Raw genomic sequence first — 16,568 nt, forward strand, 5'->3', positions numbered from 1 at the left:
CGAACGCCAGTGAGCGACGTGGCAATCTAAACTGAAAAATCAACCTAACTGTAAAAATCCATCCACTCAGGATTAACGCTATTTATAAGATCTATCTTCTTCCTTCTTGACCCTGCTTTTATCTGCTTCTCCCTTGAAATGGCATCAATCGGATTTTCATAAATCTCATAGTAAACAAGCTTGTTTATATTATATCTTTTCGTAAATGTGCTTCCAATACCAACCTTATGCTCATAAACTCTAACTTTTAGATTATTTGTAACACCTGTATATAATACCGTATTATTTTTATTTGTCATTATATATACGTAATAAAGCTTTTGCATTTTTTATTATACCTTTTGATTATTGTATTACATTTTTTAAAATAATCAATATTAATTTTAATCCTACCAGTCGTCACGAGGAGCGAGTAAAACGAGCGACGAAGTGATCTGCTCTGCTAAGTTTGAAGGCATTATGGATTGTGTTTCTACATTCAGACTGATTGATGCTCTTTCAAAGCAGATTGCTTCGCTTACGCTCGCAACGACGGGTGTGAGTATAGATTGCTTCGCTTACGCTCGCAACGACGGGTGTGGGTGCAGATTGCTTCGCTTACGCTCGCAACGACGGGTGTGGGGCGACACCTGCCATGTCATTGCGAGGAGCGATCGATAGTGAGCGACGTGGCAATCTAATCTGAAAAATTGAGGACAGTATGGAAAAGCAACCCATAGCTGTTACTGGAACACTCTTTCAAAGCAGATTGCTTCGCTTACGCTCGCAACGACGGGTAAGTGGGTAGGCTGCTTCGCTGACGCTCGCAGTGACGGGTAGGGGCAGGTTGCTTCTTTACCTCTTACATTAATGTGCTGAGTGTAACAGACTGGTTTTGCTTTTACTCATAGCGGTATATAATACATTATAAAACTTTTATTTGTTATGCAAATTAATAGCGTTTTTTAGATTATTCTTGTTAATACATTTAAAATTTATAGTCTATTGAAAAGAATGTTCTTGGTGCTGGATGAAATGAGTTTATATTTTTCCTATTTAGTGCAGTTAATAATGTTTCAGGATAAAAGCCGATCTCTAAAGGAAGGTTTGCTTCTTCTATTTGAGCTTTATCTTTAAAATTTTTATACATTAGCCAGAATCCAGCTGTTGCTCCAATAGAACTTAAAGTTAGATAAATGGTTGTATCATATTTTTTCTCAGAAGATATTAGATAAGCAATTCCACTACCGATAAAGTCGCCAGCAGCCTCACTCCATAATACAAATTTGCCCTGATCTGAAGTAAAGTCTTTATTTCTAACAAGATGGCATCCAAGCATAGCTCCGATTATACCACCTACAATAGATGAAGCTGTATAAATTCTGTGTTCCTTTGGTTTAAAAAGATCGACAAGGGCTTGTGGAATTTGTATGCCAAGAATTCCAGTGGCTCTGTAAATATATGCATCACCTCTTGTAAATGGCTGGGTTTTGGATATTGATAGCCCTGATTTATATCCGAGGTACGAACCGATTAAAATACATGCTGAACTTGCACGTGCCTTATTTTCAACTGTAAAATTTAGTAAATCTGCGATTCCACATCCTAAGAGTAATCCAAAGTCTCCGGTAATACCAACGACTTCAGCTGAACCGGATGTCAATTTTAATCTGTTTGCGATTTTAAAACCGAGTACAAATTCAGTAACGCTAGCTAGCATGCTATATGTAAAACGGGTTCGATATGATGGGCTTTTGTTTATCAAAGATGGTATGAAGAAACCATGTATTATCCCGCGTGTTCCAAGATAATGGCTTAATGTAGCAGCGGCATCTGTCACTTCAATATTTGATGTGTACGAGTATGGTAGATAGAAACCAATGCCACCTAAAAGCATATAAGTCGCTACAGCCAATTTTGAATCATCAATATCGAGTGCTATCGGTGTAGCCCAACCATAATATAATAAAGAAAGTAACCTTGCATTCCATACAAATCTTGATCTTCCTTCCTGATTAAGGATAGTTTTAGGGGATTTTTGATAAAGTTCAGTGATGATTTTATGTCTTAAATCCATAACCTGGCTATAGTCAAGAGAAACCCTTGCTTTTAATAACTCATTTTTTGGTTTGTAGTAAATCTCAAGGACGTATAACGAGTCAGATAGCTGGAATAATCGAGCCTCCTGGAAATTCTGGTACTCTTTAAATAAACTCAGTTTTTTACCCAGTTTTGAATTTATTGTATAGAGTTTCCCTTTTTCATCGAAACTGGTAATTCGCTCCTGGGCGATTAGATAGGAAAATAACCCTATGCTCAACAATAGAATTGTAATCTTTTCAGAAACATTTCTTTGAATTATTTTCATAATATCCCCCTCACTTTTACTTTATAAAGTTTAATTATTATTTTTAAATGTTTCTACTAATATTTTTAGATATTAATAAGCATTTTATAGTTTTTTATCTATTAAAAATACTTTAAACTGAGCTGAATATGCTATATTTCAAAGTTTAAAATTTTATTGACTATATTTTAATATAAAACTAAATTGCCGGTTGCATGACTGTAAGTTAATTAGAAAGGAGGGAATAGAAAATCGCAACAACAGCAGACATCAGAAATGGAATGGTAATATTTTGGAACAATGGTTACTGGAAAATATTGGAATTCCAGCATGTTAAAATGGGGCGTGGTGGTGCATTTGTTCGGACAAAGCTTAAGAATTTAAGAACCGGACAGGTTGTGGAAAATACATTTAGATCTGGAGAGAAACTTGATGAGGTGAGGCTGGAGTCCAGACAAATGCAGTATCTTTATTTTGACGGCAGTAGTTATATTTTTATGGATACTGAAACTTACGAACAGATTCCAATAAGTAGTGAGCTTATCGAAGGTGTGAAAGTTTTTATAAAGGAAAATGATGAGGTTAATGTTTTATTTCATGATGCAGAACCTCTTGATATAAATTTACCAACATACGTTATTTTGCAAGTTGTAGAGACAGAGCCCGGTATTAAGGGTGATACTGTCAGCGGTGCAACAAAACCTGCGAAATTAGAGACAGGACTGGTAGTACAGGTTCCTCTGTTCATAAATGAGGGGGATATGGTAAAAATAGACACAAGGGCAGGGGAATACATTGAAAGAGTTAAATAGAGAGGTTTTATGGGAACCCAGGAAATTTTAGAGTTAGTAAAAATAATTGAATCTCACGACATTGAGGAGATAGAGATAAAGAAATGGTTCGGGACGACTATTAGAATAACAAAACGGAGGAATGGTTCAATTACAACGGCAGTTTCACGTGGTGGCAATGTTAAGACTCAACCTGAGTTAGTAAAAACTATAGAAGAGGGTAAAGACAAGGAATTACCAAAAGAAGAGGTAGCTGAAGAGGTAAAATCTGATAAACTTTATGAAGTAAAGACTCCTATTGTTGGTACCTTTTATCGTGCACCATCCCCTGATGCGGACCCATACGTAAAGGTTGGAGACCATGTTACCCAAGGTAAGCCTTTATGTATTATTGAAGCAATGAAAATTATGAATGTAATTGAGTCTGAAGTATCCGGTACAATAAAAAAGATACTTGTTGAAAATGGTCAACCTGTGGAATATAATCAAACATTATTTATAATTGAGAAAGATTAACATATAGATTCAATTAGTGAAGTGATTAAAAAGGTTTTAATAGCTAATCGTGGAGAAATTGCTTTAAGAATTATAAGAGCATGTAAAGAATTAGGTATTGAAACTGTTGCCATTTATTCCACAGCAGATGAGCTTTCTCTTCATGTTAGATTTGCTGATGAAGCTGTTTGTGTAGGACCTCCACCTTCTTCGGAAAGCTACTTGAAAGCGTCTCAGATTATAAGTGCTGCTATAATCACAAATGCCGATGCTATCCATCCCGGGTATGGTTTTCTTGCTGAGAATCAGGACTTTGCACAGATGTGTATAGATAACGGTTTAATTTTTATAGGACCGAATCCAGAAGTTATTGCTCTTATGGGTGAGAAAGCTCTAGCAAAGGAGGTAGTCAAAAAAGCTGGAGGGCCAGTTATTCCCGGTAGTGATGGTGTTGTTAGAAACTTGAAAGACGCGAAAAAAATTGCTCACGATATAGGGTATCCAGTTTTGCTGAAAGCAAGTGCTGGCGGTGGTGGAAGAGGCATGAGGATTGTCTGGGACGAAGGTGAAATGGATTCAGCTTACAATATGGCAAGTAGTGAAGCCAAAGCTGCCTTTGGTATCCCTGATCTTTATATTGAAAAGTTAATAAGGGGAGCACGGCATATTGAAATACAGATATTGTGTGATCAGTACGGTAATGCGGTGCACCTAGGCGAACGAGAGTGTTCAATTCAGAGAAGACATCAAAAACTAATTGAGGAGTCTCCATCACCGGTTGTGGATGAAGAATTACGCAAAAAAATGGGTGAGACAGCGGTAAAAATTGCAAAGAGTGTAGGATATAAGAGTGCTGGCACAGTTGAGTTCTTACTTGATGAGGATAAGAATTTTTACTTTATGGAGATGAATACAAGAGTTCAGGTTGAGCATCCTGTGACTGAAATGGTTACAGGGGTAGATATAGTAAAGGAACAGTTGAGAATAGCGAGTGGTGAGAGAATCCCAGAATGGTATAGTAATATTAAATCACATGGGCATGCCATAGAATGCAGAATCAATGCAGAGGATCCAGTAAATAATTTTAGGCCATCACCAGGTCATATATTTTCATTTCATGCCCCAGGTGGTCCGGGGACTAGAATGGACACCCATGTCTATGCTGGATATACCATACCACCTCATTATGATTCATTACTTGCAAAGTTAATAACTCACGGAAAAGATAGGGGAGAAGCTATCACACGTATGAAAAGGGCTCTTGAGGAGACTATTTTTGAAGGAATACGTACAACTATTCCATTTCATATGGCAATATTGAAGGATGAAAATTTTATTAAAGGGAATTTTAATATAGAATTTTTAAATAGTTTTAAATTTAAACTGGAAGAAATATTGGAGGAGGTTTAGATAATGAACATACCTAAAAACTTAAAGTATACGAAAGATCACGAATGGGTGCTTATAGAAGATGGTGTTGCGACTATTGGTATTACCGATTACGCTCAAAATGAACTTGGGGATATAGTATATGTAGAATTGCCCGAAGTCGGGAAGCTGGTTACAAAAGGGGATGCTGTGTCGACAATTGAAGCCGTAAAAACAGTTGCTGATGTTTATTCGCCTCTTTCAGGTGAAGTGAATGAAGTAAATGAAACGCTAGCAGATACGGCAGAGATTATTAACAAGGATCCATATGGAGAAGGCTGGATATTTAAATTGAAAATATCTAATAAAGATGAAATAAATGATTTATTAACTGCAGAAGATTATAAAAAATTACTTTGATATGAAATATATTCCAAATACTCCAGAAACTGAGCTGGAAATCCTTAAAGAAATTGGTTACAATTCTTTCGAAGAGTTGATTAGATTTATTCCAGAGAATTTAAAAAAGACCTGCAATATAAACTTGCCTGATGCTCATTCTGAATTAGAGATAGTAAAATTGGTTCAAAATATTGCAAAAAAAAACCTGAATACAGAGAATTATATATCTTTCCTGGGTTGTGGAGTTTATGATCATTATGTCCCAGCTGTAATTGATGATTTAATATCTCGCTCTGAATTCTACACTGCCTATACACCTTATCAGTCAGAAGTGAGTCAGGGTACTTTACAATCAATCTATGAATATCAATCGCTTATATGTGAGTTAATGGGGATGGAGATTTCCAATGCTTCTATGTACGATGGAGCAACAGCTATATCAGAAGCTATATTTATGTCATGTAATATTACAGGGAAAGGGAGGGCGGTTATCTCTTCTCTGCTTAATCCCTTTTATATCGAAGTTATAAAGACCTATGCTGAGGGTCGTGGAATGGAAATATCGTTCTTAGGTGAGGATAATGGATCGACAGATTTTAATGATATTGAAAATATTTCAAGAGATTCTGCTTGCCTTGTTATTCAGAGTCCAAACTATCTTGGTACTATTGAAAAAATAAATGGATTAAAGTCGAAATTGGATAAAAATACGTTACTGATACTGGTTGTTGATCCAATATCGCTTGGAATTTTAAAAAGTCCGGGTGAGCTGGGTGCTGATATTGCAGTGGCAGAAGGGCAAAGCTTAGGTATTCATCAGTCATTCGGAGGACCATTCTTGGGAGTATTGACAGCGAGAAAAGAATTTATCAGATACATGCCTGGAAGAATTGCTGGAGCTACGGAGGATATAAAGGGCAGACGTGCATATACACTGGTATTGCAAACAAGAGAACAGCATATAAGAAGAGAAAAAGCAACATCCAATATTTGTACTAATCAGGCACTTATGGCTTTATCAGCTTGCATATATTTATCATTACTAGGGAAAAGTGGTATTAGGAAAGTTGGCGAGCTTTGCATAAAGAAAAGCCATTATTTATATGATAAAATAATTCAACTCAAGGGTTTTAAATCAGTGTATAACAAACCATTTTTCAAAGAATTTGTAATTTCCACTCCAGCAAAACCAAAAGAAATAATAAAAGCGGCATTGGGGGAGGGATTCTTTGCTGGAGTGGAATTGGAAAAATTTGATAAAAATAGAGAAAATCAAATTCTATTAGCTGTGACTGAAAAAAGAAGCAAAGAGGAGATGGATCAATTTATTTCTTTTCTTAGAAAATTTGAAAGTTGATATGGATGTCTATAATTATTTGTTAAAAGTAAAAGAGCGAAAGGGAGCTGGTTACCTTATACTGGTTGATCCAGACACTAGGAAGGATAGTGATTTAGAAAAATTCGTTAAGCTAATTAATGAAAGTGATGTTGATGCGGTTCTTGTAGGTGGGAGTTTGTTGTTTGATTCAGATTTTCAAGAGTGTGCAAGGATAGTCAAGAGTGCAAGCAATATACCTGTTATCATTTTCCCAGGTTCTGTTAAGCAGATTTCCGGGTATGCTGATGCGATTTTATTTATTTCTCTTATTAGTGGGAGAAATCCCTACTATCTTTTTGGTGAGCATGTGATTGCAGCACCGGTAATTAAACGATTGGGTATTGAGGCAATTTCGACAGGTTATATGCTTATAGAATCAGGTAGAATGACAACTGCAGAATATATGAGTAATACAAAACCATTGCCATCTGACAAACCAGAAATTGCGGCGGCTCATGCCCTAGCTGCCCAGTATATGGGGATGAAAATGATTTATCTTGAAGCTGGAAGTGGTGCTGAAAATTCAGTACCTAACGAGATGGTCGAGATTGTTAGCCGGTATGTGGAAATTCCTGTAATTGTAGGGGGTGGAATAAGAGATCCTGAGACTGCAAAGGAGAAGGTTGAGTCCGGAGCAAGTTTCGTAGTTACTGGCAATGTGCTTAATGATAATTCTAATCTAAGTTTGATAAAAGAATTTGCTGATGCGATTCATGTAAAAGGAAATAAATAATGATTGATAATATGAGAAATGAAATAAAATCACAATTGCTGGATAGCGCTAAAGTGAAAAAACGTTTATCCGTAGAGTATTTAGATGTTATCGAAGAGGCTGCTGTAACATTATTAGATTGCATAAAGTCTGGTCATAAGGTTCTTTTATGTGGTAACGGTGGATCTGCAGCGGATGCTCAACATTTAGCTGCCGAGATGGTGGTTAGATTAAGGTTGGATAGAAAGCCTATCAGGGCTATTTCCCTTACTACCGATACAAGCCTTATTACAGCAATGACAAATGATTATGGGTTCGAAGATCTCTTTGCGAGGCAGGTAGAAGCATTAGGTGATGAAGGAGATGTACTTATTGGAATTACCACAAGCGGTAATTCAGAAAATGTAATAAGAGCTGTCAAGAAGGCAAAACAGATGGGTTTAAAAAGTATAGTTTTGACAGGCAAAGGGGGCGGCAGGATAAATAATCTGGCTGATATTATGATAATTGTGCCATCAAATGATGTACAAAGAATACAGGAATCCCATATAACCATTGGTCATATTTTGTGTGATATAATGGAAAAGGGTCTTTTTGGCTGATATCGAAGATGGACTTATTTAATGCAAAAAGTATTAAAAGAATTTTTAAACTATTTGAAAATTGAAAGAAAGCTTTCTGATAATACAATTTCTTCATATAAAATAGATTTAGAACGATATGTAAAATACCTCAAAGATATAGGAATAAATAGCTTTTCTTTAATTACAACTTTAACAATACAGAATTATTTAAAATTATTATCAGAGATAGGGTTAATGTCTTCAAGTATAGCAAGGAATATCAGTTCTATAAGAACTTTCCACCGTTTTCTTGTGGATGAGGGTGTAACAGATAAAGATCCATCAGAGCTTGTACAGAGTCCAAAGCTCCCTAAGAAGTTACCTACCGTATTAACAATTCAAGAAATTGATCAGATATTTCAGCAAATTGATACATCTACACATATAGGTTTGCGTGATAAGGCGATTATTGAAACTCTCTATTCTACGGGAATAAGGGTATCGGAACTGACAGGTATGAGAACTGGGGACATATTCTGGGAAGAAAATGTGATCAGAATCATTGGTAAGGGTTCAAAAGAGAGATTTGTACCTTTTGGTGAGAAAGCGAAAGTAGATTTACACAGATATATCGAGACAACAAGAAGATTCTATACAAGAAAAAGGGTGAGTAAAGATTATTTATTCTTAAATTTTAGGGGTGAACCATTGACGAGAATTGGAGTCTGGAAGTTGATAAAAAAATATGTGAAAATGGCAGGCATTAAAAAGAAAATTAGCCCTCATGTATTCAGACATTCATTTGCTACCCACCTTATTGAGGGTGGAGCTGACATTAGGGCTGTTCAGGAAATGCTCGGGCATGCAGATATATCGACAACTCAAATATACACTCATCTGGATAGAAAATATTTAATGGAAGTACACAAAAAATATCATCCGAGGTGGTAAGTTATGAATTTACAGGAGATTATACTTTTAATTCCCCCAATATTACTTGCATTGACATTTCATGAGTATATGCATGGCTATGTAGCGTATAAATTAGGTGATCCTACCCCAAAGATGGCTGGAAGGCTAAGTCTTAATCCATTAATACATCTTGATCCGTTGGGAACAATAATGTTATTCATCGTTCGTTTTGGGTGGGCAAGACCAGTTCCAGTTAATCCTTCCTACTTTCGCGATCCAAAAAGAGGAATGTTATATACGTCTCTGGCAGGTCCATCTGCAAATATGGTAATTGCTCTGTTAAGTGGTTTATTCTTGAGAATATTAAGGGGAGGATTTTTGGAATTTCTCCCCGATCAGATTTTAAAGCCTATTGCTATAATGACTATTCTCAGTATTCAAATAAATGTCGCACTGGCGATTTTTAATCTTCTTCCAATACCACCCTTGGATGGTTCAAAAATATTTTTCAGTTTACTACCAAAAAGGTATGAAGAAGTAGCATTTAAATATGAAAGATATGGTTCAATAATTCTATTTGGTATAATTATGATAAGCTGGGGAACGGGTATTTCGATATTTGGTGCTATTATTTATCCTTTTGTTGATTTTTTTACGAGACTATTTGGAGGTATTTAAAATGGTATTAAATCGCCTTTTCCGTCAAAAGGTGAGAGGGTATTTTGAAGGCAGGCGATTTCGTTTCAGACGCATTACCCATGATACCAAGAGAATGACACGACCTATGTGGTGGCTAATTGCTATGGCTTTAATTGTGCTTGCGTTGATATATTATCTCAATAAGATTGCCAGATAGTTTTATGAGTAGGGAGTCCTTCGTACCATGGTTCAGCTTGTTGAGTGTATACCGAATATTAGTGAAGGTAGAGAAAAGGCAGCCATTGATAAAATAGTAAATGCAATAAAATCTGTTAATGGGGTATATGTACTGGATGTCTATTCAGATCAGGACACAAATAGAACAGTAATTACGTTTGTTGGGAATATTGACGGTATTTTTAAGGCTTCATTCGACTGTATAAAAAAGGCAATTGAATTGATTGATATGAGGTTTCACAACGGTATTCATCCTCGGATAGGGGCGGTTGATGTATTTCCTATTGTTCCGATTACCGGGGTGAGTATCAACAAATGTATTGAGGTGAGTCATAGGCTTGCAAAAATGGTTTCTGATGAGTTAGATATACCCGTCTATTTATATGAGAAATCGGCTCAATTTCCACAACGAGTTAAACTGGAAAATATTCGAAGAGGGGGTTATGAAAAATTGGCCGAGAAGATAATAAAACCTGAGTGGTATCCTGATTATGGTAAGCCAGTTTTTGTTCCAAAAAGTGGTGCAATTGTAATGGGTGTAAGGGAACCTCTTATCGCTTATAATATAAATCTTAACACAAAAGATAAAAGGATAGCGGATGAAATTGCTGGTGAGATTAGGGAAAGTGGAAACGCTATAAATCAGTTAGCTGAAGGAAATAAGAGAAGACCTGGTTTATTTAAAAGTGTAAAAGCCATTGGATGGTATAGAGAGGAGCTGGGCATTACCCAGGTTTCAACAAATATTACCGATTATAGGATTGCTCCTCTGCATAAAGTATATCTTGAGGTTGAGAGGAAGGCAAAAGAAAAAGGGGTAGAGTTGTTTGGTTCGGAGATTGTTGGTCTGGTACCAAAGGAAGCTATAATCTCAGCGGGATTATACTTCCTCGGAAAGAGCAATGAGGAGAAAAATAGTATTCAAGAAAAAGAAATAATAAATGCTGCAGTAAAAGGTCTCTGTTTGAATAAGTGGAATATGTTTAAACCTGAGGAAAAAATTCTCGAATATAAAATTGAGAAAATAACTGGTATTAAAATTTAAAGTATAGGGGCATTTTGCCAAATATAAAGATTTTACCTGAGACATTAACAAATAAAATAGCGGCTGGTGAGGTTGTTCAGAGACCTTCATCTGTTGTGAAAGAACTTATAGAAAATTCCATTGATGCTGGTGCTACCGAAATAAATGTTATTATAAAAAATGGTGGCAGGTCACTTATACAGGTTGTTGACAATGGTAGTGGAATGGATAAAGATGATCTACTGCTTGCCTTTGAAAGATATGCTACTAGTAAGATATACACCGAGAAAGATTTATATAATATCAAAACTCTTGGTTTTAGGGGTGAGGCACTTGCAAGTATCGCATCAGTGTCGATGGTAGAAGCAATATCCGGAATAAAAGGTGAAGAAGAAGCTCATAGACTTGAAGTAGTTGGAGGTACCTTTAAAAAGATAGAGCCTTGCCCTAATATAGGTGGTACATCGATAAGTGTTAAAAATTTGTTTTTTAACGTTCCCGCAAGAAGAAAGTTTTTGAAATCCGCCGAGGTTGAGTTCAGACATATCATTGGTATATTTAGAAAATTCACTTTGTCATTTCCTGAATTGATGTTCACTTTGGTTCATAATGAAAGGGAAATTTATATCTTACATGCGGAGAATTTGCTTGATAGAATTGGCAACCTTTTTTCAAAGGATTATGTTGACAATTTAATTGAGGTTAATGATGGAAATGAAGTTTTTTCTATAACAGGTTATATAGGGAATCTAAATTTACTGAGAAATCGTAGAGGGGAACAATTTTGGTTTGTGAATGGAAGATATATTGTTAACAGAACATTGAATAATGCTGTATTGGGTGCTTATTCACCATTGATATCGGGTGAAGAATACCCTTTTTATTGTCTAAAATTATCAATAGAGCCGTTTCAGGTTGATGTTAATGTTCATCCTTCTAAAATGGAAATAAAATTCAAAGATGAGTACAATATTTATAACCAGATAAAAAATATACTTGCTAAGTATGTAAATAAGCTAAGAGAAAAACTTCCAGGTTTTGATTATATCCCTATAACTGATTTTTATAAAAAAGAAAAGGAGATGGGAAAAATCTTAACGAACGGTATTAAGAAAGAATCAGACAGACAGGGGTCTTTTTTGGAGGCTATTCGAAAAAGTACTCCTGACTGGAAAGAGAGGGCACGAAAATTTTCTGAGGTGATAAGAAGAGAGGAGGAGCAGCCAGGGGAAGTTGGAATACCGGTTTTTCAATTTGCAAAAAGGTATATCATTACACAGACTAAAAGTGGTATTATTATAATAGATCAACATGTTGCTCATGAGCGTATACTTTATGAAGAAGCTTATAATTCAATAAAAGAAAAAAACTGGAAATCTCAGCAGCTTCTGTTTCCACAGGTAGTGGAATTAACATATGAGGATTATTCTATTTTACTTGAAATACTTCCATACCTTGAAAAGATAGGTTTTAAATTGAGAGATTTTGGTAAAAATGCTGTGATTGTAGAGGCTGTCCCTGCAGGTATGAGATGGGGTATAGAATCAACTATAATAAAGGAGATAATAGATGGCTATCTCGAGAATAAAAAAGATGAACCAAGTGCAACTAAAAATGTTATTGCTTCTTATTCATGTAAAGCAGCAATCAAATCTGGCGATAAATTGACTGAAGAAGAAATGATAACCCTTGTTAATAAGCTATTTATGACAAACAATCCTTATTTTTGTCCTCATGGTAGACCAATTATAGTAAATTTGACCATTGATGAAATCGATAAAAGATTTGGTAGAAAATAAGATAGTGCCAGTAATTACAGGACCTACTGCAATAGGAAAGACTGACGTTGGTATAGCTATAGCTAAAAAAATTAATGGTGAGATTATCTCGGTTGATTCCCGCCAGATTTACAAAGGTTTAGATATTGGGACTTCGAAACCAACATTAAGGCAACAATCCGAAATCTCACATCATCTTATAGATTTACTTGAGATTGAAGAAAAGATAAGTGCAGGCAGATGTAGAGAGCTTGCCAATGAAGCAATAAAGGGTATTTTTTCCAGAGGCAAAATACCAATATTAGTTGGTGGTGCGGGATTATACATAAAAGCAATTGTAAAAGGACTATTTAAAAGCAGTAGGACTGATCAGTTAATCAGAGAAGAGATAAGACAGGAATTAAAAAAACGCGGTAATATTTATTTGTATAACAAACTTGTGGACATTGATCCTGATTATGCACTGAAAATTCATATAAATGATGCAAAACGTATAACAAGGGCACTGGAACTTTATAAAATGACAGGTAAAAAACCCAGTGAACTTTTTAAGGAGGGATCGGTCACCTTACCGTATAATTTTAGAATATTCATTTTAAATACAAAAAGGGATTATCTATATGATAGGATAAATAAAAGAGTTGATTTAATGATTCAGGAAGGATTAATTGATGAGGTAAGGAGTTTTTTGAAGCAGGGGAAAAGAAGTCATCTTGAATATTTATTAACTCTGGGCTATAAAGAGGTCATTCATTATCTGGATAATAAATGTACGAAAGAGGAGATGATAGAAAATTTGAAAAAGAATACAAGGCAATATGCTAAAAGGCAGTTGACTTGGTTCAGACATCAGCTTGATGGCAAATGGATTGATGTGAAACCAGGAGAAGAGCCTGTGCAGGTGGCTGATAGAATTTTAAAAATTTTAATAGATGCAGAAAACTAATAGATTTTATTATTTTATTAGAATAAATTCTATGATGAAAATGATCATAAGCCGCGGATTCAAAAGGAAAATTATTGAAGCGGAAGAGTGGGATAAGAAATTTTCAAATACCCCACACTTTCGAATTCTTATTAAAAAAGATAACCATAGAAGACAAATTTAATCCACCTTTTAAGGTGGATTTTTTTTAATTGGAGAGAAGATATGAATGAGAGGGTTAAATTAAAAGTAGCCGATGAAAATAGTATAAACAGAACAATTACAAGGCTTACCCATGAGATACTTGAGAAAAATAAAGGTATATACAATCTGGTAATCGTGGGCATAAGGACAAGAGGAGAGTATATTGCAAAGAGGGTTGCCGAGAAAATAGAGAAAATTGAGAACGTTAAAATGCAGATAGGAGTGCTTGATGTGGTGCTTTACCGGGATGATCTAAGATTAAGAACGAAAATACCAAAAGTACAGATAAGCGATATTCCATTCGAAATTGATGATAAGACTGTTGTATTGGTTGATGATGTAATCTATACTGGCAGGACTACACGTGCAGCACTCGATGCTTTAGTTGATTACGGTAGACCTGCGAAGATACAGTTAGCGGTTCTTGTTGATCGTGGTGGTAGGGAGATGCCAATTTGCCCTGATTATATAGGTATGAAGTTACCAGTATCTGTTGGTGAGGAAGTCAGAGTTAAAGTAAAAGAAGTAGACGGTGAAGATGGAGTTTTTATAGTGGAGGTGGTAGATGAGTCTTAGTATAGAGCATTTGTTAGGATTAGATGGTGTGCCAAAGGAAGATATAGAGGCGATACTTGAAACAGCATTTTCATTTAGAGAGGTTCTAGAAAGACCTATAAAAAAGGTGCCCTCACTTCAGGGTAAAACAGTCGTAAATCTATTTTTTGAACCATCAACTAGGACAAGGCTATCCTTTGAAATAGCTGAAAAGAGACTGTCGGCTGATATTATAAACTTTTCGGCAAGTGTGAGCAGTTTGGAAAAGGGTGAAAGTTTAAAAGATACAGTACAGAATATACTAGCCATGAAGGTTGATGGAATAGTAATAAGGCATTCGGACCCTGGTGCCGCAAAACTACTTACAAAATTTGTAGATGCCGCAGTAATAAATGCTGGAGATGGGACTCATGAGCATCCCACACAGGCTTTACTTGATATGATGTCGATAAAGGAAAAGCTGGGTACACTTGAGGATATTAATGTAGCAATAGTTGGAGACATAAAGCACAGTAGAGTTGCTCTTTCGAATATATTTGGATTAAAAACAATGGGAGCCAATGTGTTTTTGTGTGGACCTCCCACGTTTATTCCTGTAGGAGTTGAGACCCTTGGTGTACGTGTTTTAAAGGATATTGATGAGGTTCTGGAAATTGCAGATGTAGTAAATGTTTTGAGAATTCAGAGAGAGAGACAGGGTAGGGGATATATCCCATCTTTGAGGGAATACAGAGCTCGTTTTGGATTGACGAAAGAAAGGCTTGATAAAATAAAAAGGAGGCTTGTCATTATGCATCCTGGTCCTATGAACAGAGGTGTAGAGATAGATTCTGAAGTTGCTGAAAGCGAGCACTCAATTATATTGCATCAAGTTCTGAATGGAGTAGCGGTAAGGATGGCAGTGTTGTTTCTACTACTTGGTGGAAAGAAGGAGTAAAAAAATGAAAATAAAAAAATTAGAAAAGAAGGTTTTATTAAAAAATGGTCTGGTAGTTGATTTTGACAATCGTGATTTTATTAAAAAAGACATTTTAATAATAGATGGAAAAATTAGAGAAATAAAGGAAAGTATCAATGTGGGCGATGATTATAAGGTTTATGATTTGAAAGGATATGTAATATCCCCAGGATTTATAGACGTGCATGTGCATTTTAGAGAGCCGGGTTATGAAAATGCGGAGACGCTTGAGACAGGGTCAAAAGCCGCGCTGGCAGGTGGCTTTTCACATGTTTTTTGTATGCCGAATACAGAGCCTCCGATTGACAATGCGGAGATGGTAAAATATGTTTATGAAAGGTCAGAATCACTCCCTATCAACATTTATCCAATAGCTGCTATAACAAAGGGGAGGAAGGGACAGGAGATAACAGAGATGGCAGAGATTGCCGAGTTTGGTGCAATGGCTTTTTCGGACGATGGTAGTTATGTCCAGAATCCACTGGTTATGAGATTAGCAATGGAATATTCAAAGCTTGTCAATCGACCAATTGTTGATCATGCTGAAGATGAATTGTTAAAAGATAATGGTGTTATGAATGAAAGTGAAGTCTCTACGAGACTAGGACTTAAAGGAAATCCAGCTGTTGCGGAAGAGATTGCAGTTTATAGAGACATAGCTCTGGCTAAATTCACAGGTGCGCATATACATATTGCTCATGTTACAACCGCAAAAGCTGTTGAGTTAATAAGGAAAGCAAAAGCAGAGGGCGTCAAGGTTACAGCGGAGGTTACTCCACATCACTTAGTGTTAACAGAAGACTATATGATTGATTTTGATGCCAATGGGAAAGTGCAACCTCCTCTGAGAAACAAAAAAGATGTGGAAGCGCTTATTGAAGGATTGAAAGATGGTACGATTGATATAATTGCAACTGATCATGCGCCACACCCCATAGAAACCAAAGAAACGACAATAAATGAAGCTTCAAGTGGTATGATAGGGCTTGAATCTGCATTTGGATTACTCGTTACGCACCTTGTGCATGAACGAAAGATTCCATTGATAGATATACTTGAAAAAATTACGATTAATCCAATGAAAATTTTTAATATACCAGCATCTGGTATTGAAGTGGGCAAAGAAGCCAACGTAACCATATTTGATTCCGATGAGTGGTGGATATTCAAAAGGGAAAATATTTATTCAAAATCATATAACACTCCCTTTATCGGTTGTGAATTGTTAGGTAAAGTAAAGCATGTAATAAACAAGAATTTTATCTCAATTATGGATAATGAATAATAGTTTTCTGAGTTAT

18 protein-coding genes are annotated in these 16,568 nt (G+C 35.9%); 16 read left to right on the top strand and 2 right to left on the bottom strand.

The window, feature by feature from the left end:
* Nucleotides 1–44 precede the first annotated feature (44 nt).
* Entirely contained in the window at nt 45–326 is a 282-nt protein-coding gene (locus tag H0Z29_08160; protein ID MBO8131473.1) for a GIY-YIG nuclease family protein, read from the bottom strand.
* Between the two features lie 641 nt (nt 327–967).
* Complete coding sequence (locus H0Z29_08165) at nt 968–2,347, bottom strand: hypothetical protein (protein ID MBO8131474.1); 1,380 nt, start codon at nt 2,345–2,347, stop codon at nt 968–970.
* 230 nt (nt 2,348–2,577) lie between these two features.
* On the opposite strand from H0Z29_08165, the gene efp reads away from it, so the two are divergent.
* The 16 genes from efp (at nt 2,578) to H0Z29_08245 (ending at nt 16,552) form a co-directional block, all read left to right on the top strand.
* Nucleotides 2,578–3,138, top strand: a complete 561-nt coding sequence (gene efp / locus H0Z29_08170) for an elongation factor P (protein ID MBO8131475.1) — start codon at nt 2,578–2,580, stop codon at nt 3,136–3,138.
* Between the two features lie 9 nt (nt 3,139–3,147).
* Nucleotides 3,148–3,633, top strand: coding sequence for an acetyl-CoA carboxylase biotin carboxyl carrier protein (gene accB / locus H0Z29_08175; protein ID MBO8131476.1), 486 nt, complete (start codon nt 3,148–3,150; stop codon nt 3,631–3,633).
* A gap of 21 nt (nt 3,634–3,654) precedes the next feature.
* Nucleotides 3,655–5,022, top strand: coding sequence for an acetyl-CoA carboxylase biotin carboxylase subunit (accC, locus tag H0Z29_08180; protein MBO8131477.1), 1,368 nt, complete (start codon nt 3,655–3,657; stop codon nt 5,020–5,022).
* 3 nt (nt 5,023–5,025) lie between these two features.
* Complete coding sequence (gcvH, locus tag H0Z29_08185) at nt 5,026–5,400, top strand: glycine cleavage system protein GcvH (GenBank protein MBO8131478.1); 375 nt, start codon at nt 5,026–5,028, stop codon at nt 5,398–5,400.
* 1 nt (nt 5,401) lies between these two features.
* On the top strand, nt 5,402–6,739 hold the full coding sequence (gcvPA, locus tag H0Z29_08190) for an aminomethyl-transferring glycine dehydrogenase subunit GcvPA (protein MBO8131479.1): 1,338 nt from the start codon (nt 5,402–5,404) through the stop codon (nt 6,737–6,739).
* A gap of 1 nt (nt 6,740) precedes the next feature.
* Nucleotides 6,741–7,493 carry a geranylgeranylglyceryl/heptaprenylglyceryl phosphate synthase gene (locus H0Z29_08195; protein MBO8131480.1) on the top strand — a complete coding sequence of 251 codons (753 nt, stop codon included), beginning with the start codon at nt 6,741–6,743 and terminating at the stop codon, nt 7,491–7,493.
* 11 nt (nt 7,494–7,504) lie between these two features.
* Nucleotides 7,505–8,074 (top strand): D-sedoheptulose 7-phosphate isomerase, encoded by a 570-nt coding sequence (locus H0Z29_08200; protein MBO8131481.1) that lies wholly within the window; start codon nt 7,505–7,507, stop codon nt 8,072–8,074.
* Nucleotides 8,075–8,095: 21 nt separating this feature from the next.
* The gene (xerD, locus tag H0Z29_08205; GenBank protein ID MBO8131482.1) at nt 8,096–8,986 is read left to right on the top strand and encodes a site-specific tyrosine recombinase XerD; all 891 of its coding nucleotides are present in this window, start codon (nt 8,096–8,098) and stop codon (nt 8,984–8,986) included.
* Nucleotides 8,987–8,989: 3 nt separating this feature from the next.
* The gene (locus H0Z29_08210; GenBank protein ID MBO8131483.1) at nt 8,990–9,625 is read left to right on the top strand and encodes a site-2 protease family protein; all 636 of its coding nucleotides are present in this window, start codon (nt 8,990–8,992) and stop codon (nt 9,623–9,625) included.
* A gap of 1 nt (nt 9,626) precedes the next feature.
* Complete coding sequence (locus H0Z29_08215) at nt 9,627–9,803, top strand: hypothetical protein (protein MBO8131484.1); 177 nt, start codon at nt 9,627–9,629, stop codon at nt 9,801–9,803.
* Nucleotides 9,804–9,830: 27 nt separating this feature from the next.
* Entirely contained in the window at nt 9,831–10,868 is a 1,038-nt protein-coding gene (ftcD, locus tag H0Z29_08220) for a glutamate formimidoyltransferase (protein ID MBO8131485.1), read from the top strand.
* Between the two features lie 14 nt (nt 10,869–10,882).
* Nucleotides 10,883–12,646, top strand: a complete 1,764-nt coding sequence (gene mutL, locus H0Z29_08225; protein MBO8131486.1) for a DNA mismatch repair endonuclease MutL — start codon at nt 10,883–10,885, stop codon at nt 12,644–12,646.
* Nucleotides 12,615–13,571 (top strand): tRNA (adenosine(37)-N6)-dimethylallyltransferase MiaA, encoded by a 957-nt coding sequence (gene miaA, locus H0Z29_08230; protein MBO8131487.1) that lies wholly within the window; start codon nt 12,615–12,617, stop codon nt 13,569–13,571. The genes mutL and miaA overlap by 32 nt, the downstream gene beginning before the upstream one ends.
* A gap of 204 nt (nt 13,572–13,775) precedes the next feature.
* Nucleotides 13,776–14,330 carry a bifunctional pyr operon transcriptional regulator/uracil phosphoribosyltransferase PyrR gene (gene pyrR, locus H0Z29_08235; protein ID MBO8131488.1) on the top strand — a complete coding sequence of 185 codons (555 nt, stop codon included), beginning with the start codon at nt 13,776–13,778 and terminating at the stop codon, nt 14,328–14,330.
* On the top strand, nt 14,320–15,246 hold the full coding sequence (locus tag H0Z29_08240; GenBank protein ID MBO8131489.1) for an aspartate carbamoyltransferase catalytic subunit: 927 nt from the start codon (nt 14,320–14,322) through the stop codon (nt 15,244–15,246). Before pyrR ends, H0Z29_08240 begins: the two co-directional genes overlap by 11 nt.
* Before the next feature lie 4 nt (nt 15,247–15,250).
* A complete protein-coding gene (locus H0Z29_08245; protein MBO8131490.1) occupies nt 15,251–16,552 on the top strand; it encodes a dihydroorotase in 1,302 nt (433 codons plus the stop codon).
* Nucleotides 16,553–16,568 lie beyond the last annotated feature (16 nt).

The organism is Candidatus Neomarinimicrobiota bacterium (assembly GCA_017656425.1).
Classification (GTDB): domain Bacteria; phylum Fidelibacterota; class UBA2242; order UBA2242; family B5-G15; genus JACDNV01.

Coding starts and splice junctions, on each gene's coding strand:
- H0Z29_08160 (MBO8131473.1), bottom strand. CDS start 326: ATGCAAAAGCTTTATTACGTATATATAATGACAAATAAAAATAATACG.
- H0Z29_08165 (MBO8131474.1), bottom strand. CDS start 2,347: ATGAAAATAATTCAAAGAAATGTTTCTGAAAAGATTACAATTCTATTG.
- accB (MBO8131476.1), top strand. CDS start 3,148: ATGGGAACCCAGGAAATTTTAGAGTTAGTAAAAATAATTGAATCTCAC.
- gcvH (MBO8131478.1), top strand. CDS start 5,026: ATGAACATACCTAAAAACTTAAAGTATACGAAAGATCACGAATGGGTG.
- gcvPA (MBO8131479.1), top strand. CDS start 5,402: ATGAAATATATTCCAAATACTCCAGAAACTGAGCTGGAAATCCTTAAA.
- H0Z29_08195 (MBO8131480.1), top strand. CDS start 6,741: ATGGATGTCTATAATTATTTGTTAAAAGTAAAAGAGCGAAAGGGAGCT.
- H0Z29_08200 (MBO8131481.1), top strand. CDS start 7,505: ATGAGAAATGAAATAAAATCACAATTGCTGGATAGCGCTAAAGTGAAA.
- xerD (MBO8131482.1), top strand. CDS start 8,096: ATGCAAAAAGTATTAAAAGAATTTTTAAACTATTTGAAAATTGAAAGA.
- H0Z29_08210 (MBO8131483.1), top strand. CDS start 8,990: ATGAATTTACAGGAGATTATACTTTTAATTCCCCCAATATTACTTGCA.
- H0Z29_08215 (MBO8131484.1), top strand. CDS start 9,627: ATGGTATTAAATCGCCTTTTCCGTCAAAAGGTGAGAGGGTATTTTGAA.
- ftcD (MBO8131485.1), top strand. CDS start 9,831: ATGGTTCAGCTTGTTGAGTGTATACCGAATATTAGTGAAGGTAGAGAA.
- miaA (MBO8131487.1), top strand. CDS start 12,615: ATGAAATCGATAAAAGATTTGGTAGAAAATAAGATAGTGCCAGTAATT.
- pyrR (MBO8131488.1), top strand. CDS start 13,776: ATGAATGAGAGGGTTAAATTAAAAGTAGCCGATGAAAATAGTATAAAC.
- H0Z29_08240 (MBO8131489.1), top strand. CDS start 14,320: ATGAGTCTTAGTATAGAGCATTTGTTAGGATTAGATGGTGTGCCAAAG.
- H0Z29_08245 (MBO8131490.1), top strand. CDS start 15,251: ATGAAAATAAAAAAATTAGAAAAGAAGGTTTTATTAAAAAATGGTCTG.